21 protein-coding genes and 2 tRNA genes are annotated in these 23411 nt (G+C 63.3%); 14 read left to right on the top strand and 9 right to left on the bottom strand.

Going from position 1 to position 23411, the window contains the following annotated elements; genetic code table 11:
- Window positions 1–166 precede the first annotated feature (166 nt).
- Window positions 167–1420, top strand: a complete 1254-nt coding sequence (gene tyrS / locus CK219_RS02580; protein ID WP_095765591.1) for a tyrosine--tRNA ligase — start codon at window positions 167–169, stop codon at window positions 1418–1420.
- Window positions 1421–1431: 11 nt separating this feature from the next.
- On the opposite strand, the gene CK219_RS02575 is transcribed toward tyrS, so the two are convergent.
- Window positions 1432–4854 carry a DUF3971 domain-containing protein gene (locus tag CK219_RS02575; protein WP_095765172.1) on the bottom strand — a complete coding sequence of 1141 codons (3423 nt, stop codon included), beginning with the start codon at window positions 4852–4854 and terminating at the stop codon, window positions 1432–1434.
- 95 nt (window positions 4855–4949) lie between these two features.
- Here CK219_RS02575 and CK219_RS02570 point away from each other — a divergent pair, with 95 nt between their 5' ends.
- Window positions 4950–5417 carry a peroxiredoxin gene (locus CK219_RS02570; protein ID WP_095765171.1) on the top strand — a complete coding sequence of 156 codons (468 nt, stop codon included), beginning with the start codon at window positions 4950–4952 and terminating at the stop codon, window positions 5415–5417.
- Between the two features lie 32 nt (window positions 5418–5449).
- On the opposite strand, the gene CK219_RS02565 is transcribed toward CK219_RS02570, so the two are convergent.
- Both CK219_RS02565 and CK219_RS02560 read right to left on the bottom strand, forming a co-directional pair.
- Window positions 5450–6586, bottom strand: a complete 1137-nt coding sequence (locus CK219_RS02565) for a GNAT family N-acetyltransferase (protein ID WP_095765170.1) — start codon at window positions 6584–6586, stop codon at window positions 5450–5452.
- Entirely contained in the window at window positions 6583–7584 is a 1002-nt protein-coding gene (locus tag CK219_RS02560) for a sterol desaturase family protein (protein WP_095765169.1), read from the bottom strand. The genes CK219_RS02565 and CK219_RS02560 overlap by 4 nt, the downstream gene beginning before the upstream one ends.
- 298 nt (window positions 7585–7882) lie before the next feature.
- On the opposite strand from CK219_RS02560, the gene CK219_RS02555 reads away from it, so the two are divergent.
- Entirely contained in the window at window positions 7883–9163 is a 1281-nt protein-coding gene (locus tag CK219_RS02555; protein ID WP_095765168.1) for a M23 family metallopeptidase, read from the top strand.
- Between the two features lie 89 nt (window positions 9164–9252).
- Here the strand turns inward: CK219_RS02555 and CK219_RS02550 are convergent, their stop codons facing one another.
- The gene (locus CK219_RS02550) at window positions 9253–10431 is read right to left on the bottom strand and encodes a M24 family metallopeptidase (protein WP_095765167.1); all 1179 of its coding nucleotides are present in this window, start codon (window positions 10429–10431) and stop codon (window positions 9253–9255) included.
- A gap of 183 nt (window positions 10432–10614) precedes the next feature.
- On the opposite strand from CK219_RS02550, the gene CK219_RS02545 reads away from it, so the two are divergent.
- The 7 genes from CK219_RS02545 (at window position 10615) to CK219_RS02515 (ending at window position 16539) form a co-directional block, all read left to right on the top strand.
- Window positions 10615–12051 carry an FAD-binding oxidoreductase gene (locus CK219_RS02545; RefSeq protein ID WP_245340375.1) on the top strand — a complete coding sequence of 479 codons (1437 nt, stop codon included), beginning with the start codon at window positions 10615–10617 and terminating at the stop codon, window positions 12049–12051.
- Entirely contained in the window at window positions 12048–12782 is a 735-nt protein-coding gene (locus tag CK219_RS02540; RefSeq protein ID WP_095765166.1) for a FadR/GntR family transcriptional regulator, read from the top strand. The genes CK219_RS02545 and CK219_RS02540 overlap by 4 nt, the downstream gene beginning before the upstream one ends.
- 2 nt (window positions 12783–12784) lie before the next feature.
- A complete protein-coding gene (locus CK219_RS02535) occupies window positions 12785–13219 on the top strand; it encodes a VOC family protein (protein WP_176476907.1) in 435 nt (144 codons plus the stop codon).
- Between the two features lie 67 nt (window positions 13220–13286).
- Window positions 13287–14339, top strand: a complete 1053-nt coding sequence (locus tag CK219_RS02530; RefSeq protein ID WP_176476906.1) for an ABC transporter substrate-binding protein — start codon at window positions 13287–13289, stop codon at window positions 14337–14339.
- Window positions 14339–15115, top strand: a complete 777-nt coding sequence (locus CK219_RS02525) for an ABC transporter ATP-binding protein (RefSeq protein WP_095765163.1) — start codon at window positions 14339–14341, stop codon at window positions 15113–15115. The genes CK219_RS02530 and CK219_RS02525 overlap by 1 nt, the downstream gene beginning before the upstream one ends.
- Entirely contained in the window at window positions 15112–15867 is a 756-nt protein-coding gene (locus CK219_RS02520) for an ABC transporter permease (protein ID WP_095765162.1), read from the top strand. Before CK219_RS02525 ends, CK219_RS02520 begins: the two co-directional genes overlap by 4 nt.
- Window positions 15868–15996: 129 nt before the next feature.
- Window positions 15997–16539: a hypothetical protein gene (locus CK219_RS02515; RefSeq protein WP_095765589.1), complete on the top strand. Its 543-nt coding sequence runs from the start codon at window positions 15997–15999 to the stop codon at window positions 16537–16539.
- A gap of 82 nt (window positions 16540–16621) precedes the next feature.
- On the opposite strand, the gene CK219_RS02510 is transcribed toward CK219_RS02515, so the two are convergent.
- Window positions 16622–16697, bottom strand: a tRNA-Val gene (locus CK219_RS02510).
- 219 nt (window positions 16698–16916) lie between these two features.
- Between CK219_RS02510 and CK219_RS02505 the strand changes: the two genes are divergently transcribed.
- The 3 genes from CK219_RS02505 (at window position 16917) to CK219_RS02495 (ending at window position 18642) form a co-directional block, all read left to right on the top strand.
- A tRNA-Asp gene (locus CK219_RS02505) sits at window positions 16917–16993 on the top strand.
- Between the two features lie 294 nt (window positions 16994–17287).
- A complete protein-coding gene (locus tag CK219_RS02500) occupies window positions 17288–18193 on the top strand; it encodes an ankyrin repeat domain-containing protein (protein WP_095765161.1) in 906 nt (301 codons plus the stop codon).
- A 245-nt stretch (window positions 18194–18438) separates the two neighbouring features.
- The gene (locus CK219_RS02495) at window positions 18439–18642 is read left to right on the top strand and encodes a hypothetical protein (RefSeq protein ID WP_095765588.1); all 204 of its coding nucleotides are present in this window, start codon (window positions 18439–18441) and stop codon (window positions 18640–18642) included.
- Window positions 18643–18658: 16 nt separating this feature from the next.
- Here the strand turns inward: CK219_RS02495 and CK219_RS31935 are convergent, their stop codons facing one another.
- The 4 genes from CK219_RS31935 to ugpC form a co-directional block, all read right to left on the bottom strand.
- Window positions 18659–18757: a putative RiPP precursor gene (locus tag CK219_RS31935; RefSeq protein ID WP_208648418.1), complete on the bottom strand. Its 99-nt coding sequence runs from the start codon at window positions 18755–18757 to the stop codon at window positions 18659–18661.
- A 109-nt stretch (window positions 18758–18866) separates the two neighbouring features.
- The gene (gene rbsK, locus CK219_RS02490) at window positions 18867–19811 is read right to left on the bottom strand and encodes a ribokinase (protein ID WP_176476905.1); all 945 of its coding nucleotides are present in this window, start codon (window positions 19809–19811) and stop codon (window positions 18867–18869) included.
- Window positions 19812–19815: 4 nt separating this feature from the next.
- Entirely contained in the window at window positions 19816–20268 is a 453-nt protein-coding gene (locus CK219_RS02485) for an RbsD/FucU family protein (protein WP_095765160.1), read from the bottom strand.
- A gap of 26 nt (window positions 20269–20294) precedes the next feature.
- The gene (ugpC, locus tag CK219_RS02480) at window positions 20295–21353 is read right to left on the bottom strand and encodes a sn-glycerol-3-phosphate ABC transporter ATP-binding protein UgpC (RefSeq protein ID WP_095765159.1); all 1059 of its coding nucleotides are present in this window, start codon (window positions 21351–21353) and stop codon (window positions 20295–20297) included.
- Window positions 21354–21633: 280 nt separating this feature from the next.
- Here ugpC and CK219_RS02475 point away from each other — a divergent pair, with 280 nt between their 5' ends.
- A complete protein-coding gene (locus CK219_RS02475; RefSeq protein ID WP_095765158.1) occupies window positions 21634–23298 on the top strand; it encodes a sugar ABC transporter substrate-binding protein in 1665 nt (554 codons plus the stop codon).
- Window positions 23299–23411 lie beyond the last annotated feature (113 nt).

Here is a 23411-nt window from a genome sequence, read left to right as displayed (position 1 = left end):
CGATTCCAAGCAAAACCGGAAACCACTTTTGCTGATCGCGTGTTTGTTGGTTGAAGCGCGATCGGACGCAAAACCGGAAACCACTTTTGCTGATCGCGCTTGGATGCTAAACGCGCGCCTTCATATCAAGCATGGCCAAGCGCCCGGCGACCTCCAGGAAGAAAAAATGTCCGCCTTCAAATCCGATTTCCTGCGCATCATGAGCGAGCGCGGCTTCATCCATCAGATTTCGGATGAATCCGCCCTCGACCAGCTCTTCGCCAAGGAAACGGTGAGCGCCTATATCGGCTTCGACGCCACCGCCAAGAGCCTTCACGCCGGGTCGCTGATCCAGATCATGATGCTGCATTGGCTGCAGCAGACCGGCCACCGGCCGATCGCGCTGATGGGCGGCGGCACCTCGATGATCGGCGACCCGTCCTTCAAGGACGAGGCGCGCAAGCTGCTCACCCCGCAGGACATCGACGACAATCTCGTCGGCATCCGCCGCAATTTCGCGCCTTACCTGAAATTCGGCAGCGGCCCGGGCGACGCGGTCATGGTCAACAACGCCGACTGGCTGATGCAGATCAACTACGTCAATTTCCTGCGCGATGTCGGCCGGCATTTCTCCGTCAACCGCATGCTTGCCTTCGATAGCGTGAAGCTGAGACTCGACCGCGAGCAGTCGCTGTCCTTCCTCGAATTCAACTACATGATCCTGCAGGCCTACGACTTCGTCGAGCTCTACAAACGCGTCGGCTGCCGGCTGCAGATGGGCGGTTCGGACCAGTGGGGCAATATCGTCAACGGCATCGATCTCGGCCACCGCATGGAGGGCGTGCAGCTCTTCGCCATGACCACGCCGCTGCTCACCACCTCCTCCGGCGCCAAGATGGGCAAGTCCGCCTCGGGCGCGGTCTGGCTCGATGGCGACATGCTCTCGCCTTACGAATTCTGGCAGTACTGGCGCAACACCGAGGACGCCGATGTCGGGCGCTTCCTGAAGCTCTACACGACCCTGCCGCTCGACGAGGTGGCGCGCCTTGAAAAGCTCGGCGGCTCGGAGATCAACGAGGCGAAGAAGATCCTCGCCACCGAGATCACCGCCATGCTTCATGGCCGCGAGGCGGCCGAGACCGCAAGCGAGACGGCGCGCAAGACTTTCGAGGAAGGCGCGCTCGCAGACACTCTGCCCAGCATCGAAGTAGCCAAATCGGACCTCGAAGCCGGCATCGGGATCCTGGCGCTGTTCGTAAGCGCCGGGCTGGCCGGCTCGAACGGCGAGGCGCGCCGGCACATCCAGGGCGGCGCGGTGCGCGTCAACGACCAGCCGCTGACCGACGACCGGCGCGTCGTCACGCTTCAGGATCTCGGCCCGGAAGGCCTCGTGAAGCTTTCGCTCGGCAAGAAGAAACACGTGCTGGTGCGGCCGAACTGATCGGCCGAACCTTACTGCGCAGTTTGGGACGGTTGCTGCCTGTACTCGAAGATCGAGCGGAATATGCCTGGCGCGACCACCGATAGCGGATTGATGTTGAGCGTCGGCTTGTTGGCGTTGCCGCGCAAACGGTAGGTGACGCCGATCAGGCCGCGGTCGCGTCCGTTGCCCAGCAACGGCCCGAACAGCGGCAGTTCGCCGAAGATGCGGTTGAGGCCATAGACCGGCATGAAGGTGCCGGTCATGTCCATGTTGTTGTTTGGATCGTAAAGCGTGCCCTGGAAGGTCGTACCGATGCGCGGGCCGCGCAGCAGGCCGTTCGCCAGTTTCAGATAGCCGGAGCCCTTGTCGATCTCGGCAAAGCCACGCTCGAACTGCACCCTGGACGTGTCGATGTTGCTTTTGACGGCTTGGTTCAGGCTGCGTGTATCGCCAGCCGGCGTCGTCGACACGATCGAGGCCAGCTTGGGCTCGTTGACGACATAGAAGTTGCGGGCATCCACCTGTCCCTTCATCGGCCCGTCGCCGGCGCCCGAGAGCGACAGCGTGATCGCGCCGCCTTCCATATGCTCGTAGACATTGAGGAAACGCAGGATCGCGCCGGCATCGGCAGACTTCACCCTGAGCACGCGGCCGCCTTCGCTGGTGGTGTTGTTGATCGTGATCGCGGCGCCCGAGCTTGCCGCGGCGGTGACGTTTAGCCCATTCACCCGCGATCCGGCGGCGCTGTATTCGAGCTTGAGGTTGGAGAGCACCTCGTCATGAAAACCGGTCAGCGATGTCACATCGGCGCTCACCGAGATCGCGTCGCTGCCGGCGCCCTTCGTGGCTGTATCGACATCCGAGGTGAACTGTTTGATCAGCGAGCGGGCGTCGAGCGACGCGCCGCTGACATCGACAGCGTAGCTCTTGCCTGAACGCTTGACCGAAACGGCGATGTCGTCGCCTCTGTTCAACGCGACTTTGCTGAAGCGGGCCGCGGACAGCGAGCCGTTGACCAGCGTCACATTGCCGTCGATCGAGAAGCTTTTTCCGTCGAGAGCGAAATCGGTCAATGTGGTGGTGCTGCCGGACTTCGCCATGTCGAAAGCGACCTTGGCGGGAATGCCGGCGCCCTTGCTCCAGCCCGCCCACGGAATGTCGAGCCTGGCATTGGTCAGGTCCGCCGAAACCTGCTGGGCGCCCTCGCCGCTCTTGTCGATCGCCACCTTGATGGTTCCCGACAGCAGGGCCGACAGTCCAGGCATGCTGGCGTTGCGCGTCTTGTCGTCGAGGACCAGCGTAACCTTGCGGCTTCGCGCCGGCCCGTCGTCGGCGAGCGGCTCGACGAGATCGAGGTCGGCCGGAATGCCGTTGAGCTTGGCCTCGGCGGAAATCACCGCCTGCTTTGGCCCGACGGTGATCGAGCCATCGGCGTCGGTCACGGTCTGGTCCTCGAAAGGCTTCGCCAGCGACAGGTCCCGATAATCGAGCGAAACCAGCCAATCTAGCTTCGAGGTGTCCATGCCCTTGGTCAGCGGAATGTCCGCTCTGACATGGCCGGTGACGGTGCCGGACAGGTCTTCCGGGGCCAGTCCGACATGGCGCATGGCATTGATCGGCTCATAGGAGGCCAGTTCGGCGATCGCCGGCGCCTCGCCCGCCACGTCGATGTCGAGCCCCCCGATCACAATCGGTCGGTTTGCATTCTTGACCGTCAGCGTGCCGCCGCTTGCCGCCACGGTGCGGCCGCTCGGCATATAGACGCTGCCCGAGGAGAGCGCGATATCGACATCGTTACCATGGAACGCAACCGCGCCGACGGCGTCGCGGACCGGCGGGATGCGCCCGGCGGTATCGAAGCGCGATCCTTCGATCTGGAAACGGCCGAATACTTCATCGCCGGTAAGCGGCACGCCGTTGCCGAGGCGCCCCGGCGCGACCTGGAACTGCAGATTGGCGTCGGTCACCGTGCCGCCGAACAAGTTGCCCAGCACCCAAAGCCGCGCGTTGCGGGCCGAGAACCACGGCCACAATTGCTTGACATGCGAGACTGGCATGTCATGCACGTTGAGCGACAGCGATACCCCTGGCGGGCCGTGGTCGATGAAGGCGACGGTGGCCGCGCCCAGTACCTCGCCCGGTCCGCCGGAGCGCACGCCGATCTGCTCGGCAACGAGCTTGCGGCTCTTCGGCTGGTAGACACCGGCGATACGGGCCAGGAACTGAAGCGCCGGTTCCTGCGATTCCGAAGGCGCCAGCGTCGAGCCGTCGCTGGTGAGATCATAGCGGTAGGCGGGCTCCTCCCCCGCAGCTGCCGGCTTCGGCCCGATCGATCCGGCAAAGTTGAAGCTGGAGCGGCTGCTCCTGATCAGCAGCCGGTCGACCGAGATCTTGTTTGAACCGGCCACCAGCGTGGCATCGGCTTCGACATCGGTCGGTAGCAGCCCGCGCTCGCCCAGGTCGAGCACCGAACCGTTGAGGGAGAGCGAAGCCGCGAGGCGCGACGGGTTGTCGCCCGACGCTTCCGAGCCCGAAAGCTTCAATGCGATCGAACCCAGCTTGGCGCCATCGGCCGGGGCGGCCTCGGTCGAACTGCCCTTGCCGGGGGCGCCTTCTATCTCGAGATTGGCGTCCAGCGACGAAATGCGCCTTGCCGTCGCATCGCGCGTCGCCGAGGCGGTCAAAGTCGCGTGCCGGCCATCGACATCGGCATCGTAGGAAACCTGCATGCGTCCCGCGCCTGTCTGCGCGACGGTCGCCGAGGCGATGGTCACGCGCTTGACCGGTCCGGCGTCCGGCAGCTTGAACTCGACATTGCGCAGATCGATCTGCCGCATCGAGTCCTCGCGCACGGCATCAAGCGCGCCGTTGACGCCTGAAAACACCGCCGCCGACACTTTCTCCGGGTCGACAAGGCCATCCGCGTTGCGCAGCGCCGCCGTCCAGTCGCTGCCTCCGGAGGGCATGGCCCCCACCACGATATGGGCATCGGAAAATCTGGCGCTCGTCAGCCGGACGTCGCCCGAAAGCAGCGGCAGAAGGCGCATGCCGAAACGTACGCGTCCGATATCGGCCATCGGCTTGCCGTCGGCCGTCTTCAGGCTGACATCGTTCACCTGCAGGGCGACGAAGCTCGACCCGTCGAGCGTCAGCCGAGCCGGGCCGACGGCGACGTTGACATCGATGCCGGCCAGCTTCTCGATGGCTGTCTCCGCCTCAGTCCGCAGGCGCTCCGTGCCGATGCCGGAGGCGCCGAGGACATAGACACCCGCCGCCGCCAGAAGCATGAGCGCGCAAAACCCGGCAAACACCCGGCCGAGGACGCGGAAACGCCGCCGCACGGCTGCCCGGCCGAGCGGCGGCACGCTGCACGCGGACGGAAGCCTCGCCAGGTCGGTGATCTCGTCACGCCTGAACCTGATCTTCTCGTGCTGCGGTTCTTCCTGATCCAAGCAATATTCCGTTGTGACGAACTCGTCGTGGACGAATCCCCGCCTCACGTTATATCGATGATTTCCCGCGCGTAACCGCAAACAAGGGCATCGATATGGCTGACCTCGAGGTGGGCGACGCAGCGCCGCAATTCGATCTTCCGCGTGACGGCGGCGGCTCTCTCAGCCTCGCGGCGTTCCTGGGCAAGCCAGTTGTACTTTACTTCTATCCGCAGGACGACACCACAAGCTGCACCGCCGAGGCCATCAGCTTCTCGCAGTTGAAGCCGGAGTTCGAGAAGGCCGGTGCCGTGGTGATCGGGCTGTCGCCTGATAGCGCGAAGAAACACGACAAATTCAAGGCGAAGCACGATCTCACGGTCGATCTCATCGCCGACGAGGAGCGCAAAGTGATCGAGGCCTATCATTTGTGGGTCGAGAAGACGATGTACGGGCGCAAATATATGGGCGTCGAGCGCGCCACCTTCCTGATCGGCAAGGACGGGCGGATCGCCCGCGTCTGGCGCAAGGTTCGCGTCAAAGGCCATGCCGAGGCCGTGCTGGAAGCCGTTCGCGCGCTCTGAGCGTCGCCAAAGCCCGCCAAAGCAATCGACAACTACTCGTCAGATGCCTCGGTCTTCAGCTGCCGCCGCGTCCTCCAGGATTTCGAACGATGGCTCACCTGATCGGCCAGCGCGGCAAGATGGCCACGCAAGCCGCGCGCGCCCATCATGGACGACAGCGTGACTGATTGCGTGGCAAAGCGCCGCTTGAAATCCTCGCCGCCGCAGAGAAAATCAATCGTGGCAAGGCCGCGGTCGAACGACCATTGGATATAGTCCATCATCAGTACCATACCCGGCGAGGCGCGCTCGTATTCGGGATCATAGGTGGTGACGAAGGCCATCATCGTGCCGTGCTGCTCGAAATTGATCGAGACGGCGACGATCGTGTCGTCAAGCTCCAGCACGAAGATGCGCAACAGCCCGAGGTCGGCCAGCACCGAAATAAGCGCGGCGAGAACCGGCGAGCCCTTGTCGAACAGATCCGAGGCACGACCATGGCGAGCGAGCCAGAGGCGCTTCAGCGTCGCGACGCGCTCGAGCACCGGTTCGCGCGGGTCCTCCGCATCCAGCAGCCGGAAACGCAATGCACCGCTTTCTTCCATGAACTTGCGGCCGCGACGATAATTCTGCCGGCCCTTCTTGGACAACGTCTCGAACCATTCCGCGCCACCCTGCCAGGAGCCAGCAACACGATAGCTAAGTTCAGTGCGGTGGTTGGGCCGAAGCGCCTTGCCATGAGCCGGTTCCAGCAGGGCATGAACACCGGCATCCGGTAGCAGTCGGTTGAGATAGATCAGGTCGAAGCCACCCTGGTTAAAAACATACTGCCAGAGGCGGAAGATCGCCCGCGGGTCGCTGTCAGGTGCAACCAGCGCGTCGCCATAGTCACTGTGATCCTTCGCCGCCCATTCGAGTACGCGGATGCCGGAACGCCTGAAGGTCGCGAGCGCTATCACGCCATCGAGCCGGTCGCCGTTCCAGGCAAGCCCAATCCTGAGCGCGCGCCGCTCCGGCTGCGGGGTGGTGCGCCACCAGGCCGCGATCCAATCCGGGTGCTGGAAGACAAGCCCGCCAGCCCGGTGCCAGAGCGCGCTCCAGGCCGGTGCGATCTCGGCAAGGCGCGCCGCCGTTGTCACGACTTCGAAGGTGCGTGTCCGCGGGATTGCGAGAACAACGGGAGCGTTCATGGGCGTGTCCCCTCCGAGGCTCGCGAGGTGCGTGACCGTGGCTTTCGGGGCCGGATGCGCCTGGCGATATGTCCCCACATCCGCCTCAACGGCATGAGGTAAAGGCCTGCGAGCGACTGATAGTCGCGCACATCGCGATCGACCAGTCCGAACTTGAAGTCCTCGTCAGGCCTCGGCACACACAATGTTCCGAAGAGCCGGTCCCAGAACGAGAAGAGCAGCCCGAAGTTCTTGTCGTAGTGGCGCGGATCGACGCTGTGATGCAACTGATGCCAGTGAGGACACAGGATCAAATTGTTGAGCGGGCCGAACGAGATCTTGAAATGCGTGTGCCTGACGAAATCCATCATCAGGATGTTACGCATGACATACACGTTGACGCCAAAAACGGTCAGTTCGACAAGGTTCAGCGAAATCAGCGACCAGATGCCGAAGCAGAGCCCCACGACGATGCCGTCCCAAGCTCGGTTCATCAACTCGTCGAGCGGATGGACCCGGTCCTTGGTGATCCCGACCATCACCTCGGCCGAGTGATGCACCTTGTGCAGTTCCCAAAGCAGCGGATAGCGATGCTGGGCGACATGATAGAGGTAATAGGAAATGTCGTAGGCCAGGAGCATGCTGACGGTGAAGATCAGAACCGTCACCGGCCCTGCCGGCCCCTGGGTCAGAGGCGGCTGGAAGTGGAACAGTGTCGAAAACAACCAGTTGGTCCCGTACCCCACCACCGTGACGAAGACGATTCCGGCGGGCAGCATCAGGAAAGGCATCAGGGCCTTCTTCGTGATCCAGAACAGCAGGTCGGCCTTCGCGGAAGGATGGGTGATGACCTCACGCGGGATGGCGAACTCGAAAAACTCCTTCCAGCTCTTCTCCTCGACCGCGCGCCAATAGGCCACAAGCGCGCTGACAAAGGCAGTCAGCAGCAAAAGCCCGGTCGCCAGCAGACTGGTGCCCGAAATCTTGTCGAGGATCTTGCCAACCAGATCGCCCAGCATTCCCACCGCCACGTTGAATCCCAAATACCAACACGCCTTTACTCGAAAAACGTCAACTAAACGCAATCGAAGACAGTTAAGAAACCCGAGCCTTACTCTGCGAGCTACAGGCTGCTCCTGGCAGAACTTTAGTGCTCATCGCCAACGCGACATGGCGTCCGCGTCCTGAAGATTTTCGCGCAACCTCGTGCCCGCACTGCGTGCATCCGGCGCCGCGCGGTCGACACGGCAAGCCTTTGTTAACCCTAATAATGTGTAATCAGGCTTGTCGTTGGTCCGTAACGAAAGCTTGGTCCCCGTGAAACCAACCGGTCAGTCAGCTGTCTTCGGCAGGCGTAAGGAACCGCACACGGTCATCATCGCCCGGGGCGACGAGATCAGGCATTTCACCATCCGCCCCTGGCTCGCCGCCTTCATCGGCTCGGCTCTGGCGGCGATCGCCATCGGCTATCTGCTCGCGACTTCCTATCTGGTGCTGCGCGACGACCTGATCGGCGCCACGACGGCAAGGCAGGCGCGCATGCAGCAGGCCTATGAGGACCGCATCTCGGCCCTTCGTGCCCAGGTCGACCGCATCACCAGCCGCCAGCTTCTCGATCAGCAGCTGATGGAGACCAAGGTCAGCGAGCTCTTGGCCAGGCAGACCCAGCTCAGCGAGCGGCACGGACGGCTCGGGCCGATCCTCGAGCGCGCCGAGAACGAGGTCGGCGACACGCCCGCGACGGGCTCAATGGCACCCAAGCCCGACGAGCACGCCGAGGTCACCGGCAGCCTTTCGCAGGCGCCGACCTATTCCGTCGCATCCTTGGACGCCGGCGATACAAGGCCCTTCTCGCTCTGGTCGACACGGTCCGATCCGCTTGACGGCGAAACGGCGGCCGATCGCGCCGACAAGCTGTTCGTCTCGATCAATGCTTCGTTGAAGGCCATCGAGGGCCAGCAGCTTTCGCGCATCGCCACGCTTGCCGACAACGCCTACAAGAATGCCGATGCCATAGCGCAGGCACTGGAAGCGGCCGGCCTGCCGGTCGACGGCGAACTGAACAAGAGCGATGTCGGCGGCCCGCTGGTTCCGCTTGATCCCACCATGGGTTTCGACAGCAAGGTCAAGGAGTTGGACGAGGCGCTCGATGCGCTCGACCAGATCAAGAAAGAGGCGCGCAAGCTGCCGCTCGCCAATCCCGCCCCGGGTCGCACGGTGACCAGCCCCTTCGGCGTGCGCACCGATCCGATCCTGGGCAGCGCCGCCCTGCATACGGGAATGGATTTCAGGGCGCCGATCGGCATGCCGGCCAAGGTCACCGCCGCCGGCGTAGTCACAAGAGCCGGCTGGGCCGGCGGCTACGGCCGCATGGTCGAGGTCGACCACGGCAACGGCTTTGCCACACGCTACGGACATCTGAGCGAGATCGATGTGAGTGTCGGCCAGAAGCTCGCCGCCGGCGACGTCATCGGCAAGACCGGCAGCAGCGGCCGCTCGACGGGTCCGCACCTGCACTATGAAGTGCGCCACGATGGCGAAGCGGTCGACCCGCTGCGCTTCCTCACCGTTGGCAAGAAGGTCGCGCAGTACCTTTGACCGGCTGATCCAAACCGGCGCCGTGTCCGATCTCGATCATCCGATCGACAATCCCGGCATCGATATCGGCCGCGGCTCGCGCCGGCCAGTCAGGCTTTGACATGGATATCCCGCGGGAATCTCGTCAGCGTCTCGTTGCCGGTATCGGTCACCAGAATGGTCTCGCTGATCTCGATACCCCAGCCATCCATCCACATGCCCAGGATGGAATGAACGACATTGCCGGGTTGGAGCACCGTCTTGTCGCCCGGTCTCAGGCTGATCGTATGCTCGCCCCAATCCGGCGGATAGGCGACGCCGATGGAATAGCCGATACGCGATTCCTTCTTCAGCCCGTGGCGCTCTATGACCTTGCGCCAGGCAGCTTCGACCGCTTCGGCGGTCGTTCCCGGACGTGCGGTTTCGAGCACCGCATCCATGCCCTCGATCACTGCCTTTGCTGTGTCTGCGACGCGAGCCGGCGTCTTGCCGAGTTGCATCGTCCTGGCGAGCCCCGCCGCATAGCGACGGCAGACGCCGGCAAGCTCGAGCGCGATCGTTTCGTCCTTCCCGAACCGCCGGTCGCTCCACATGATGTGCGGCGCGGACGCGTTTTCGCCGCCGAGGATCGTCGGCGGCAGCGCCGTGATGTCGCCGGCGAAATCCAGGCTGCCGGCGATCTGCGCCGCCTGGATGGAAGCAATCGCGTCGCATTCACGCACGCCCGGCGCGATAACTTCGAATGCTCGCGCGACGGCTGCTTCGGCCAGCATCGAGGCCTTGCGCAGATAGGCGATTTCCGGCGCCGATTTCACCGCGCGGATCCAGTTCACGAGCAGGTCGGCGTCGTGCCATTTCGCATTGGGCAATCCGGCGACGAGCCGCGCATGTGCCTTCGGCGAAAAATAATAGGCTTCGAGCTCGACGCCGATATGGCGGCTGCCCCAGCCTTTGGCGACGATCCACGCCGCGATCCAGTCCATGGGATGCCGATCGGCGCGCTGAACATGGTCTTCCGGAAATCCGACCACGTTTTCCGGCTTCATCCAGGCCGTCAGCAACCCGCCGGCCGCATCCATGGCGCGGCCGATCCAGACCGGCTCGGCGTCCTCGATCGGCACGAGCACCACCTGGGGCGTGTAGAACGACCAGCCGTCATAACCGGTGATGTAGTGCTGGTTGGCGACGTCGTTGACGATCAGGAGCTCGATGCCGCCCTTTGCCATCTCGGCGCGGATTCTTGCGAGCCGCCGCTGGTACTCTTCGCGGGCAAAAGGCAGCTCAATCATCTTTTCTCCTCATCGGGATCGATCTGGGCGGGACGAAGCCCTGTCGTCCACCATTGCGGTGGTTTTGACCGGCGACAATCGGCCAGGACGATGCATGGGCAGGGCCTAGCAGAACGGGGAGCGATTGACTCGAAGCAAGTTGTAGGATGATATGTATCACCCGATATCCAGACATGAACCTTCATGACCGTTCATCGCCTCTCGCCGGAAATCCTCAGCGCCATGGAAGGTGCCGTCGGCCGAAACGGCATTGCCGTCGAGCCGGCTGGAATGGCGAAATATCTGGGCGACTGGGCGGGCGACTATCAGGGTGACGCTCTTGCCGTGCTGCGACCTGGTTCGGTAGCCGAGGTGCAGGCGCTGATGCGCCTGTGCAATGAGCTCGGACTCGGCGTCGTTCCACAGGGCGGCAACACCGGCCTGGTCTCAGGCGCGATCGACAGCAAAGGCGGCGGCCTGGTTGTCTTAAGCCTGGAGCGGCTGAACGCCATCCGGCAGATCGATGCGGATAATTTCACGCTGCGTGCTGATGCAGGCTGCGTGCTGCAGACGATCAAGGACGCCTGCGAGGCGCGGGATTGCCTTTTCCCGCTCGCGCTCGGTGCGCAAGGCAGTTGCCAGATCGGCGGCAATGCGGCCACCAACGCCGGCGGCGTCAACGTGCTGCGCTACGGCATGGCGCGCGACCTGATCCTGGGCCTCGAAGTGGTGCTGGCGGATGGCGAGCTGTGGAGCGGCTTCTCCGGTCTGCGCAAGAACAACAGCGGCTATGATTTGAAGCAGCTTTTCATCGGCTCGGAAGGCACGCTGGGCATCATCACCGGTGTCGAGGTCAAGCTGTTTCCGAAGCCGGCCAAGACAGAGACCGCCTATCTCGGCCTGGCCTCGTTCGAAGCGGCCGTCACGCTCTTCAACCGGGCACGCCGCGACTGTTCGGACCTGATCTCCGCTTTCGAGATCATCGGCGCCGAATGCATCGAGCTTGCCCGGCTGGTCGACCCCACAACGAGAGCGCCGGTCCCGGCACCCGTCCAGGTGCTGATCGAATTGTCGTCCAGCGCCGCCATCGATCTCAACGGCCTGCTGGCCGGGTTCCTCGGCGATGCGGTGGAGAGCGGCCTGGTGACCGACGCGGTTCTCGCCGCGAGCACCGCGCAGGCCAGGAGATTTTGGGCGATCCGCGAAGGCCTGGTCGAAGGCCAGGCCAAGCGCGGCTATCATGTGCGCACCGACCTGTCGGTGAAGATTTCCGACATCCCGGCCCTGATCAAGCAGGCCCGCCGCTTCGTCGCAAACGATCATCCCGGCTGGCTTCCCCTCGCCTACGGCCACGCCGGCGACGGCAACATCCATTTCAACGTGCTGCCGCCGGCCGAACTTGCCGGGCACGAGGCTCGTGCGCGTGGTGCCGAGGTCGTCGCCGGGCTCTATGAAATCGCCGCCGGCCTCGGCGGCTCGATCAGCGCGGAGCACGGCATCGGCCGCAGCCGCCGCAAGGAGTTCTGGGCCGGACTATCACCGACGCATCGCCGCATGGTCGCGGCGCTGAAGAATGCCCTCGACCCCAAGGGCCTGATGAATCCCGGCTGTCTGTTGCCCCCGACGGAGACTTTTCCATGAAGCAGAGACTGGCGGCCATCGGCACCGTCGAGACATTGCCGCATCGGGTAGCGGCCTTCCTCAGCCGCGAGATCGAATCCGGCGAATTGAACCCCGGCGCGCGCCTGCCGACCGAGCAGGAACTGTCCGAAAAATTCGGCGTCAGCCGCAACGTGGTGCGTGAGGCGATCGCCCAGCTCAGGGCCGACGGTATGATTGAGGCGCGGCAAGGCATCGGCGCTTTCGTGCTGGCGCCCGAGCAGCGAGCGGCGATCCGCATCGACCGCGAGGCGCTCAAGGACACGCACAACATGGAGCGGCTGTTCGAGCTGCGCTGCATCCTCGAGGCCGAATCGGCAGCGCTTGCCGCGGCGCGGCGCAATCAGGTCCATCTCGATTCGATCAAGGCTGCGCTCGACCGCATGGGCGGCGAGGAGCGTTGGGAAGAAGGCAGCATCGACGCCGATCTGCTCTTCCACCGCGAGATCGCGCGCGCCACCGGCAACAGCTACATCCACACCTTCATCTCGTTCGTCTGCGAGCAGATCCGCCACTCGATCCACTACGCGCGCATGACCAATCCGCTGCACGATCTCGTCGAGATCAATGTCGGCGAGCATGTGCGTATCTATGAGGCTCTGGTGGCGGGCGATCCGGCGGCGGCGGAAGCGGCGATGCGGGCGCATATCGTTGGCGCCGCCAACCGCGTCGGCGTCAAGCTGCCGCTTTCGAAAGCCAACGGAGCGAAATAGCCATGCCGGCGAGCATTACCCGCATCTCCGATGTCTGCCTTCTGGTCGAAAACATCGAAAGGACGGTCGACTTCTACGTTGGAAAGCTCGGCTTCCGCCTGCGCCGCCGCGCCGAAGGCTTTGCCGATTTCCATGGCGAGGGCGTGACGCTCGCCGCTTGGGAGCTCGACCACATCAACCGGCATACCGGCGTGTCCAACCTGAGATCGCCGCGCCACGCGCACAAGGTCTGCGTCGCCGTGCAGCTCGACACGCCGGCCGATATCGACCGGCTGTATGGCGAACTTAGCGCCAAGGGCGTGCCCTTCTACGGCCCGCCCGACAACTACGTCTGGAACGCGCGCTGCGCCTATTTCACGGACCCGGACGACACGCTTTGGGAGCTTTACGCCTGGCTCGACGGCGGCCCTGGCGACTACCACGACGAACAGCCGTAGACGACGCCGAGCCGAAGGGAACGGCGCCTGGAGAAGAGACGAGAAAAGTCTGCAACAGGAGCGAAAAATGAGTGGGAACAGGAACTTCGAATTGAATCGCCGCGCTTTCGTGAAAGGCGGCATGGCTGCCGTGGCGGCCGTATCTGCCGGCATGCAGCTGGTGCTGACGCCCGGCGCCAAGGCCGCCGGCAAGGTCGTCATCCAGTATGACTGGCTGATGTCCAACGGCCAGATCGGCGATATCGCGGCCGTCGCCAATGGCTACTTCAAGGACGCCGGGCTCGAGGTCGAGTTCAGCCCCGGCGGTCCGAATGCGTCGACCGTGCCGCCGGTGATCTCGGGCGCCGCGCAGCTTGGCCAGTTCTCGGAAACGCCGCAGCTCTATTCGGCCCGCGCCAGCGGCGTGCCGATCAAGATCATCGCCTGCGGCTTCCGCACCGGTCCTTATGCATTGACGTCCAAGCCCGCAAAACCGATCCGCGGCGTGGCCGATCTCAAGGGCAAGAAGATCGGCATCCAGCCGACGGCGCGCTTCGTCATCGACGAGATCCTGGCCAAGAACGGCATCGATCCGTCGGAGGTGACCATCGTCAATGTCGGCTTCGACAAGGCGCCGCTGGTTCGCGGCGATGTCGACGCGATCGGCGGCTGGATTACCAACACGCAGGCGCTCAGCGTCGTCGGCGACGACCGCATCGACCTCTTGACGCGTGACCTCGGGCTGAGCTCCTACGCCGATGTCTATTTCGCGACCGACGCGGCAATCGAAAAGGATCCTGAGACGCTGGCGAAGTTCATCGGCGCCGTCGGCAAAGGCTGGGGCTGGGTCCACGCCAACCCGCAGGAGGCGGTCAAGAAGATGGTCGCCGCTTATCCCGAAATGGATCTCGGCTGGGAGGAAAAGACCGTCAATCTGGTGCTGAAACTCTCCTTCGACGGCGCAACCGCCAAGGATGGCTGGGGTACGTTCGACCCGGCCTCGATCGAGGAGCAATTGGCGCTGCTCGACAAGGTTGGCCAGTATCCGAACGGCCGCCCGGCGACCGCCGATGTCTACACCACCAAGATACTCGAACTCTCGGCCGCCGACCGGCCCAAGCTCGACGCGCCCGCCGCGTGATGCCGGACGCGATCGAAGCGCGACAGCTGGATGTCGGCTATGGCGGCGGCCGGAAGACAGCCGTCAAAGTGCTCGCCGGCCTTGACCTCACCGTCGCGGCCGGTTCCTTCCTGTCGATCCTGGGGCCGTCCGGCTGCGGCAAGTCGACCTTGCTCAGAGTGGTGGCCGACCTGCTCGACCCGCTTGGCGGCTCGATCAGCGTGCTGGGCGAAACGCCGCATACGGTGCGCTCGCGCCGCGATGTCGGCTTCGTGTTCCAGGATTCGACCCTCCTTCCCTGGCGCACGGTGCGCGACAATGTGCGCCTGCCGCTCGGCGTCGGTCAGGGCAGCCTGACGCGCAAGATCGAGGATCGCAGCACGGAACTGCTGGAATTGATGGGGCTCGGCGGCCTCAGTGAGCGCCTGCCGCATCAGCTCTCCGGCGGCCAGCGCCAACGCGTGGCGATCGCGCGTGCCTTGCTCGGTGAGCCCAAGTTGCTTTTGATGGACGAACCCTTCGGCGCGCTCGACGAGATCACGCGCGACCGGTTGAACGACGAACTGCTGGCGCTTTGGCGGCGCAGCGGCACGACTATCCTTTTTGTCACGCATTCGATCGCCGAAGCCGCCTATCTCGGCGAGCGCGTCATCGTGCTGGCCGCCAATCCTGGGCGCGTGGTCAAGGACCTCGACATGCGGCCCTTCAAGCAGGAGGGCAACCGCTGCAAGCGCGAGGATCCGGCGATCGTCGCCGCCATGGCCGACCTGCGCGTGGCGCTGGAGCGCGCATCGTGAGACAGGCGCCGCTCTCCCCGCAAATGACGGTCGCGCTTCCCATCCTGGGCGCGGCTTCGATCCTGCTTGCCTGGCAATATCTTTTGCCGTTGCTCGGCGTGCCGGCCTATATCGTGCCGACGCCGACAGCGATCTTCGGCGTGTTCCAAAAGAATTTTGCGCTCCTCATCGACAATCTGAGGCCGACGCTGATCGAGGCGCTGGCCGGCTTCGTCATCGGCAATCTCGCCGCCGTGCTGCTCGCCGTGCTCTTCGTCCACAGCCGCGTCCTGCAAGCCGCCTATTTCCCGATCGTGCTCTTCTTCAACACCATTCCGATCCTGGCGCTGTCGCCGATCATCATCCTGATCTTCGGACTCGGCATGACGCCGAAGATCGTGATTGCCGCGGTAATCTGCTTCTTCCCGACACTGGTGAACATGATCCGCGGCCTCGATTCGGCGAGCGACAACGAGCACGAGCTGTTCCGCGTGCTGTCAGCGACACACTCGGAGATTTTCTGGAGCCTGCGTCTGCCCCGTGCCCTGCCGATGCTGTTCTCTTCGCTGAGGATCGCGTCGGCCACCGCCGTGATCGGCGCCATCGTCGGCGAGTGGATCGGCTCGGACAAAGGGCTCGGCGCGCTGATCATCCAGGCGACCTTCAACTATCAGTCCGATCGGCTTTATGCGGCGATCGTGCTGTCGTCGTCGCTGTCGATCGCGTTGTTTTGCCTCGTCGTCCTGACCGAGCGGCGAATCATCAAATATTGAGCAAGACGGCGACCCCCGCGCCGTGTGCTCACGCATCGAGATAGGAACATCCTCCCGAGCAGGCATTCATCGCGCATTTATTCGGCCTGCGGTAGGATGCCGGCGTGCAACCAAACCGGGAGACAATTCGTGTCAAAAGCTTTTCACGTCTCGATCCGAACGATGCTGGCCTTCATATGTCTGGCCGGGCTGGTCGCCGTGGCGTCCGCCCTTTTCCCCGCCTCCGCCTCGGCGCAGCAACTGCGGCGATGCGCCAATGAAGGCGGCATATGCCGCTTGCCCTACCCCACCCAAGTGATCTACGGCGCCCGAGGCCGAACCACCGCACGGTTTTTCGACCGTCGGGCTGTGCCCTGCTCGAACCGCCTGTTTGGCGACCCTGCTCCCGGCCGCGAAAAGGCCTGTTATTTCGTGGCGCGAGGTGGCGGCGGCTATGGCGATGACGACGACTACGGGGACGACGATTACGGCTCACGCCCCTACCGTGGCGAATGGGTCGCCTGCGCCAGAGAGGGTGAGTTCTGCGATTTCAGCGGCCGCGCGATGGTCAGATACGGCGCACGCGGCCAGTACACGCAGGATGTTTTCAGGAACGGCGTCAGATGCGGCAACGACGCCTTTGGCGATGACCCTGCTCCTGGCGCTCACAAGCGCTGCTACGTCAGGCAGTAGCCGCGCCTGAACCCGGCGCGCAATAAGGTGGCGGCCTCAGCAAGGGCCGTCGCCGCATTCTGCTTCAGCTTGTCCGGCAGGCTGGTGGGCGATGACGGGCTCGAACCGCCGACATCTTCGGTGTAAACGAAGCGCTCTACCAACTGAGCTAATCGCCCGCTTGAGCGCGGACCTTTAAGCAGTTAGGGCCGCATTCGCAAGGCTAAATGAACAGACGGCGCACCCGTCGGGGCGCGGATTTCCCCAGCCTCGGCGCCGCTGTCAAAAAACCTTCTCCTGATTGCTGTAATGCTTGAATGCCGCGCTTGACACCCGCAGGCGAACCCCTTATCCACCGCCCCAACGACGAACACGCCTGACACGTGCTCGTCAAGTGCGCGGGTGTAGCTCAGTCGGTTAGAGTGCCGGCCTGTCACGCCGGAGGTCGCGGGTTCGAGCCCCGTCACTCGCGCCATTTAACTTCCTGACACAGGTATATTTTCCGAAATGGCTCCTGACACTTGGGGGAAGCGTCGGACCGTGTCGGCGCATCTTGCAGGCAGCCGAATGAGAGTGCTTCGCCGGCTCTCCTTGGTCTTTATATCAGCATCTGCTAAAATTTATTTTCGCAGGTGCCGTAATGCGAGCCAACGTTCCGCGCTTTCCCGGCAGTGATGTCGACCCGAGGCGTGATTGCACGCGGGCCAACGCTGGAACTACCGATTGATTCTGCTCGCAGACGGAGGGCCCGCAACACAGGGAGGACACGATGGTCAGGCCAAGCAAGCGGGTGATAGCGGCTTTGTGGGTTCTTTGGCTTTTAAACCTGCCCGCCCAGGCAAGCAGCCTGGGCGATCTTGTCAAACATGGCGATCTCTCGGGGGTGGCTTCTGCCTTGGACAAAGGCGCTGCTGTCAACGAAGTTGACGGTGTTACGGCGCTCTATATCGCCTGCGAGGGCGGGAATGTGGAAATAGCAAAACTTCTGATCGATCGTGGGGCGGACGTTAACATGCCCGTCAGCTGGCAAAGAACGCCACTCTACGCGGCCAACAAGGGTGGCTATTCTGACGTCGTGAAGCTGCTGCTCGATAACGGCGCCGATCCAAATCAGGTGGCGAAATCGCAAACCCCGCTGCACGTGGCTGCCGAGAAAGGCTGTCTTCATTGCGTGGTCCATCTTGTGGATGCGGGAGCAGACGTCAACGCGCTGACGTCGAATGGAAACCCACCCATACATTTGGCCAAGCTTAGCGGTCACGAAGACGTCGTGGCTTACTTGCGCGCTCACGGCGCGGGACAACCGCCCATCGCGCCTATTTCGGCGCGACTTGCATCGGCAAACGCCGAATCGGGCAAAAGAATTTTCGACGAAACGTGCGGGGCCTGTCATCTTTCAGCGCCGAATCGCAAGATTCCCAAACGCGTCAATCTCTGGGGCGTGGTAGGGAGACCGAAAGCAGCACAAAGCGACGTCCCGTATTCGTCGGCTCTAAGGGAAGCTGGCGGCACATGGACTTTTGAAGATCTCAATTCCTTTATCTCAAACCCGGCATTCGCATTGCCTGGAACAGACATGATTTTCCCGGGCCTGCGAGACGAGAACCAGCGAGCAAACCTGATCGCTTACCTACGGACCTTGAGCGACAGGCCGTTGCCGCTTCCCGAGAATTGATTGCTCCTGCGGCGCGACTGCGCTTCGGGGAGGCCCGCGCCCTCCTGGCTGAAGAAGACCGGCCGATTGTCGTCGTCGCAGAGCTGGTCGGTATCCAACGTTGGCAAATTTCAGGCGTCAATTCAAAGCGTTGAAGGGGCCTCCGCGCGAATGCCGCAGCAGATTTGCCGTCTGAGATCCTTGATCCCGGAACCATTCCAATCTTGTCCCGTTCAGCCAACGGGCGAAAAGACGGGAGAGATAAGATGGCTGTGAGATGTCGGATTTCCATCGACGATGAGAGGGATGTCGACGAGCTCGCCTTCCAGGAATTGCCGCGGGTTGGCGAAAGCGTGTCGATACCGGTCGAAGGGTCGAGCAGGGACCTTCGTGTGCTTCGTGTCGTGCATATGCCCGGCGGCGAGAAAGGCGCAACGACGATGCTGGAGCTGACCAGCAGGATTCTTTAGCGCTGCCCCCTCGGAATCATTCGCCCAGCACAACCCCGGAAGCGACGATCTGGGCCGTCCGTTCGGTGAGCTTCTGGCGCTTTACCAGCGTGGGCTTTTCGTAAGGCTTTTTCATCCTACCATTCCAAATCGGCGCGCAGACAGGACGATGAACGCGCTCGCCTCAGTTGCGTTCCGCAATAAGGGGCCGCTAAAAAGCCGCAAAAAATGGAAGGCGGGAGGTCTCAGGCCCTGGCGAGCAGCGCCTCGACCTCCTGCGATGTCGGCATGGAAGGCGCAGTGCCGGGGCGGGTCACCGAGATGCCGGCGACCGCGCAGGCAAAGCGCACGGCCTCCAGCGGCTCAACGCCTTTTGCCAGGGCGGCCGCGAGACCGCCGTTGAACGCGTCACCCGCTCCCGTCGTCTCGATCACCGGACCGGCATTGACCGCGTCGACATACTCCGAACGGTTCTTGGTGTGGAGCAAAGCGCCCTTCTCGCCGAGCGTCACGATGACTGCGCCGACACCCTTGGCCAGCAGCGCGTCGGCGGCGCGGCGGGCGTCGTCGATCGAGGAAACCTTGATGCCGGTCAGCCCTTCGGCCTCCGTCTCGTTGGGTGTGACATAGTCGCAGAGCGCGTATACGCGGTCGGGCAGGCTGGCGGCGGGGGCGGGGTTGAGGATGGTCGTCACCCCTGCCCCGCGCGCGATCTCGAGCGCCTTCAATGCTGCGCCGATCGGCTGTTCGAGTTGGGTGACGAAGACGCCGGCGGACCGGATCAGGTCGGCATGCGCCTCGATGTCGGCAGGCGAGATCAGCATCGCCGCGCCCGGGCTGACGATGATGGCGTTGTTGCCGCTGCCTTCCTCGACAAAGATGTAGGCCGCGCCCGTATAGCTGTCCGGCGTGTCGATGACGGCGCTTTTCACACCTGCGTCCTTCCAGGTCTGCTTCGCCATGTCGGCGAAGGCATCGACTCCGAGCCTGGTCAGGAAGGTGATGTCGGCGCCGAGCTTGCCGGCGGCCACCGCCTGGTTCGAGCCCTTGCCGCCCGGGCCGAGCTTGAAGGAGTTGCCGAGGATCGTCTCGCCCAGGCGCGGCTGGCGATCGGCGCGATAGGCGGTGTCGGCGACGAACACGCCCAGGATTACAACGGGCTTCATGACGACGGGCTTGCCGATAGCCATGTCCTTACTCCGCGTCCGGCGGCACGACGCCCTTGCGGAAGGCAAAGCAGCCATAGAAGCGGCGCTCGCCGGTCTGGATCACGCAATAGGCTTTCTTGGAGCGCTCGTAGAAGGCGTAGCGTTCGATCGAGATCATCGGCCAGGGCTTGCCCTCGGCCGCGTCGATCTCCTTCTGCACTTCCTTCTGCACCGGCGGGATTTCGTTCGGCTTGCCGACGATCTCCATGCGCGCTGCTGCATCGTCGACGAAAGTATCCAGCGGATAGAGCGACAGCACCGCCTTCACCACCTCTGCCGCCGTCGCATCGATGCGCAACAGCTTGCCGAGCACCGTCTGCCTGGCCACCGAATCGGACGGGAAATTGGTGTCGGCGATGATCAGGTCGTCGCCATGGCCCATCGCCCGCAGCGCCTGGAGCACATCTGCATTGAGCAGCGGATTGATCCCTTTGAGCATGGTTTCCTCTTGAAGGGTTGATGCGGTCAGAGACGCTTGCCGGTCCCGGCGTCGAAGAGGTGGACCTGGTCAAGGCGCGGTCTGAGCTTGAGCGTGTCGCCCGGCTTGAAGTCGTGCCGCTCGCGGAACAGCGCCACCATCTCGCCCTCGCCGAACCGTACGAACACCAGCGTCTCCGAGCCTGTCGGTTCGACCACCGAAATCGTGGATGCGACGCCGTCGGGATGAATTTCCAGGTGCTCGGGGCGCACGCCATAGACGACGGCCTGGCCGTCCGCCGCGGCGATATTGGTCGGCATCGGAAACGCCGAGCCTGCAATGTCGACCACGGGCTTTTCGCCCTTTTTCACTGTGCCCTTGAGCAGGTTCATCGCCGGCGAGCCGATGAAGCCGGCGACGAACAGATTGGCCGGCCGGTCGAACAGTTCTAGCGGCGCGCCGACCTGCTCGATACGGCCGTCGCGCATCACCACGATCTTGTCGGCCATGGTCATGGCCTCGATCTGGTCGTGGGTGACGTAGATGGTTGTCGTCTTCAGCCGCTGGTGCAGCTCCTTGATTTCGGTGCGCATCTGCACGCGCAGCTTGGCGTCGAGGTTGGAAAGCGGCTCGTCGAACAGGAACACCTGCGGATTGCGCACGATGGCGCGGCCCATGGCGACGCGCTGGCGCTGGCCGCCCGAAAGCTGGCGCGGATAACGCTTGAGATAAGGCGCAAGGTCGAGGATATCGGCGGCGCGCTTGACCCGTTCGGCGACGATAGCCGGATCCGTGCCGCGCAGCTTCAGCGCGAAAGCCATGTTCTGCTCCACCGTCTTGTGCGGATAGAGCGCATAGTTCTGGAACACCATGGCGATGTCGCGCTTCGCCGGCGGCAGGTTGTTGACGACGCGGTCGCCGATAGAGATCGTGCCGCCGGAAACGGTCTCCAGCCCGGCCACCATCCTCAAGAGCGTGGACTTGCCGCACCCCGACGGACCGACCAGCACGACGAACTGTCCGTCGGCGATATCGACGCTGACTTCATGCAGGACCTTGACGGTTCCGAACGCCTTGGCCACACTGCTGATCGCGACTTGAGCCATCGTCTCCCCTTTATCGTTTGCGGTGAAGCTAGCCATTGCGAACGGCAACGGCAAGTCGGTATCTTATAGATAAAAAGCCAATCTTGTTGACAAGGTAATCGATTACGCGAATAGTGGCGAGTGCCAATCCGAGAGCAGGCCTGTTATCCTGAAATCGGAGATCCGGGGACGCAGGGTGGGGCCCCACGTCCGGTATGATCGAGGAGAACCGAGAGGCGTTTCGACGTCTGAGAGATTGGCACTTCAATTCAAGCATTGTTGTTCTGGGAGGAACCTGTAGATGAGAGTCGATCTGTACGAAAAACTGATGCGCGCCGGCGCAAGCCGCCGCGATGTGCTGAAGGGTGCGGCCAGCATGGCCGCAATCGCCGCCGCCTCCGGCGCCGGGCTCGGAGCACTGACGAAGCCTGCGGCCGCCGACGACAGTCTGCGCGCGAAAATCCTGCAGATCCCGGGCGTCGGCAAAGGCCAGCCGACGGATGCCGACTTCCAGAAGGTCGGCGAGCTCTGCCTCGAAGCGACCAAGGCCAATGTCAAGGAAGGCGAGTTTGCCGGTGTCGAGCTCACCTTTATGGGCCTCAACAACCAGAACCTCCACAACGTGCTGTTCCGCGGCTTCCTGAAGCCGTGGGAGGCCTATACGGGCGCCAAGATCAGCTGGATCGACCTTGCTCAGGCCGACTACAACGCCCGTCTGCAGCAGTCTATCGCAACCAAGACCGTCGATTTCGACATCATCGAGATGGGCGCGCCTTTCGAAGGCGATGTCTGCGGCAAGGGCCTTACCTCCGAGATGCCCGATTGGGTCAAGAAGCAGATCGATTTCGACGACCTCGTCAACTACCTGAAGCCGCCGGTCGGCACCTGGGACGGCAAGCAGTATCGCGTGACGATCGATGGCGACGCGCACAATTTCAACTACCGCACCGACGTGTTCGCGGATGCCGATCTCGCCAAAGCCTGGAAGGAAAGCGGCGCCACGACCGAATGGGGCGTGCCGAAGACCTGGCAGGAAGTGCAGGCCGTCACCAAGTTCCTCAAGGGCAAGCAGTTCAAGGGCCAGGACATCTATGGCTATCTGGACGCGCCCAAGCCCTGGGGCGGCTTCGGCTTCTATTTCCTCGGCAGCCGCGCCACCGCTTACGCCAAGCATCCCGATGACAAGGCCTGGCTGTTCGACGCCGACACGATGAAGCCGCGCATCAACAACCCGGCCTGGGTGCGCGCCATCCAGGACGTCATCGACGCCCTGCCGTCCGAACCCGCCGACCAGATCAATGCCGATCCGAACACCACTGCCTTCCAGCAGTTCCTGGCCGGCACCGGCTCGATGATCCCCTGGTGGGGCGACGTCGGCTCGAATGTGAAGACCAATGACTCGTCGGTCATCGGCGATGTCACCGGCTTCTCGATCCTGCCCGGCTCCGACGACGTCTACAATTCCAAGACCGGCAAGTGGGAAAAGCTCGCCAGCGGGCCGAACTATGCGCCGAACTGCGCCTATCTCGGCTGGGGCGTCTATGTCATGGCCCGCGTCGATTCCGACGAGAAGAAGAAGAAGGCCGCGTGGTCGGCCGCCGCTCATCTCGGCGGCAAGGACCTGTCGATCTGGACGGCGATGTATCCGTCGGGCTTCCAGCCCTACCGCAACTCCCATTTCAACGTTCCCGAATGGGTGGCCGCCGGCTATGACGAGGCCTTCATCACCTCCTATCTGAAGTCGGAAGGCGATTCCTACAACCACCCGAACGCGGCGATCGAGCCGCGCATCCCCGGCATCTTCCAGTACTATTCCGCCGCCGAGGACATCCTGGCCAACACCTTTGCCGGCAAGATGAAGGCGCAGGAAGGCGCCGACGCCATCGCCGCGGCCTGGGAAAAGCTGACCGACCAGATCGGCCGCGAGAACCAGATCAAGCTCTACAAAGCCTCGCTCGGCATGTAGGCTGGCTTATGAGACGTCGCGGCCCGGTGGCACATCGTCACCGGGCCGCATTTTTACCGGCTCGGCCGGTTTGATGCGTTTGAGCAATTCCAGGAAAAGTGTGAGCGGTTTTC

The organism is Mesorhizobium sp. WSM4313 (assembly GCF_002294725.1).
GTDB lineage: Bacteria > Pseudomonadota > Alphaproteobacteria > Rhizobiales > Rhizobiaceae > Mesorhizobium.
This window is presented reverse-complemented; position numbering and strand designations above follow the sequence as displayed.

What these genes read in the sequence shown, in the direction of transcription:
- CK219_RS02495 (WP_095765588.1), top strand. Translation starts at nt 18,439, where the DNA reads ATGGCTGTGAGATGTCGGATTTCCATCGACGATGAGAGGGATGTCGAC.
- tyrS (WP_095765591.1), top strand. Translation starts at nt 167, where the DNA reads ATGTCCGCCTTCAAATCCGATTTCCTGCGCATCATGAGCGAGCGCGGC.
- CK219_RS02485 (WP_095765160.1), bottom strand. Translation starts at nt 20,268, where the DNA reads ATGCTCAAAGGGATCAATCCGCTGCTCAATGCAGATGTGCTCCAGGCG.
- CK219_RS02550 (WP_095765167.1), bottom strand. Translation starts at nt 10,431, where the DNA reads ATGATTGAGCTGCCTTTTGCCCGCGAAGAGTACCAGCGGCGGCTCGCA.
- CK219_RS02560 (WP_095765169.1), bottom strand. Translation starts at nt 7,584, where the DNA reads ATGCTGGGCGATCTGGTTGGCAAGATCCTCGACAAGATTTCGGGCACC.
- CK219_RS31935 (WP_208648418.1), bottom strand. Translation starts at nt 18,757, where the DNA reads ATGAAAAAGCCTTACGAAAAGCCCACGCTGGTAAAGCGCCAGAAGCTC.
- CK219_RS02525 (WP_095765163.1), top strand. Translation starts at nt 14,339, where the DNA reads ATGCCGGACGCGATCGAAGCGCGACAGCTGGATGTCGGCTATGGCGGC.
- rbsK (WP_176476905.1), bottom strand. Translation starts at nt 19,811, where the DNA reads ATGGCTATCGGCAAGCCCGTCGTCATGAAGCCCGTTGTAATCCTGGGC.
- CK219_RS02530 (WP_176476906.1), top strand. Translation starts at nt 13,287, where the DNA reads ATGAGTGGGAACAGGAACTTCGAATTGAATCGCCGCGCTTTCGTGAAA.
- CK219_RS02545 (WP_245340375.1), top strand. Translation starts at nt 10,615, where the DNA reads ATGACCGTTCATCGCCTCTCGCCGGAAATCCTCAGCGCCATGGAAGGT.
- CK219_RS02540 (WP_095765166.1), top strand. Translation starts at nt 12,048, where the DNA reads ATGAAGCAGAGACTGGCGGCCATCGGCACCGTCGAGACATTGCCGCAT.
- ugpC (WP_095765159.1), bottom strand. Translation starts at nt 21,353, where the DNA reads ATGGCTCAAGTCGCGATCAGCAGTGTGGCCAAGGCGTTCGGAACCGTC.
- CK219_RS02535 (WP_176476907.1), top strand. Translation starts at nt 12,785, where the DNA reads ATGCCGGCGAGCATTACCCGCATCTCCGATGTCTGCCTTCTGGTCGAA.
- CK219_RS02500 (WP_095765161.1), top strand. Translation starts at nt 17,288, where the DNA reads ATGGTCAGGCCAAGCAAGCGGGTGATAGCGGCTTTGTGGGTTCTTTGG.
- CK219_RS02475 (WP_095765158.1), top strand. Translation starts at nt 21,634, where the DNA reads ATGAGAGTCGATCTGTACGAAAAACTGATGCGCGCCGGCGCAAGCCGC.
- CK219_RS02565 (WP_095765170.1), bottom strand. Translation starts at nt 6,586, where the DNA reads ATGAACGCTCCCGTTGTTCTCGCAATCCCGCGGACACGCACCTTCGAA.
- CK219_RS02570 (WP_095765171.1), top strand. Translation starts at nt 4,950, where the DNA reads ATGGCTGACCTCGAGGTGGGCGACGCAGCGCCGCAATTCGATCTTCCG.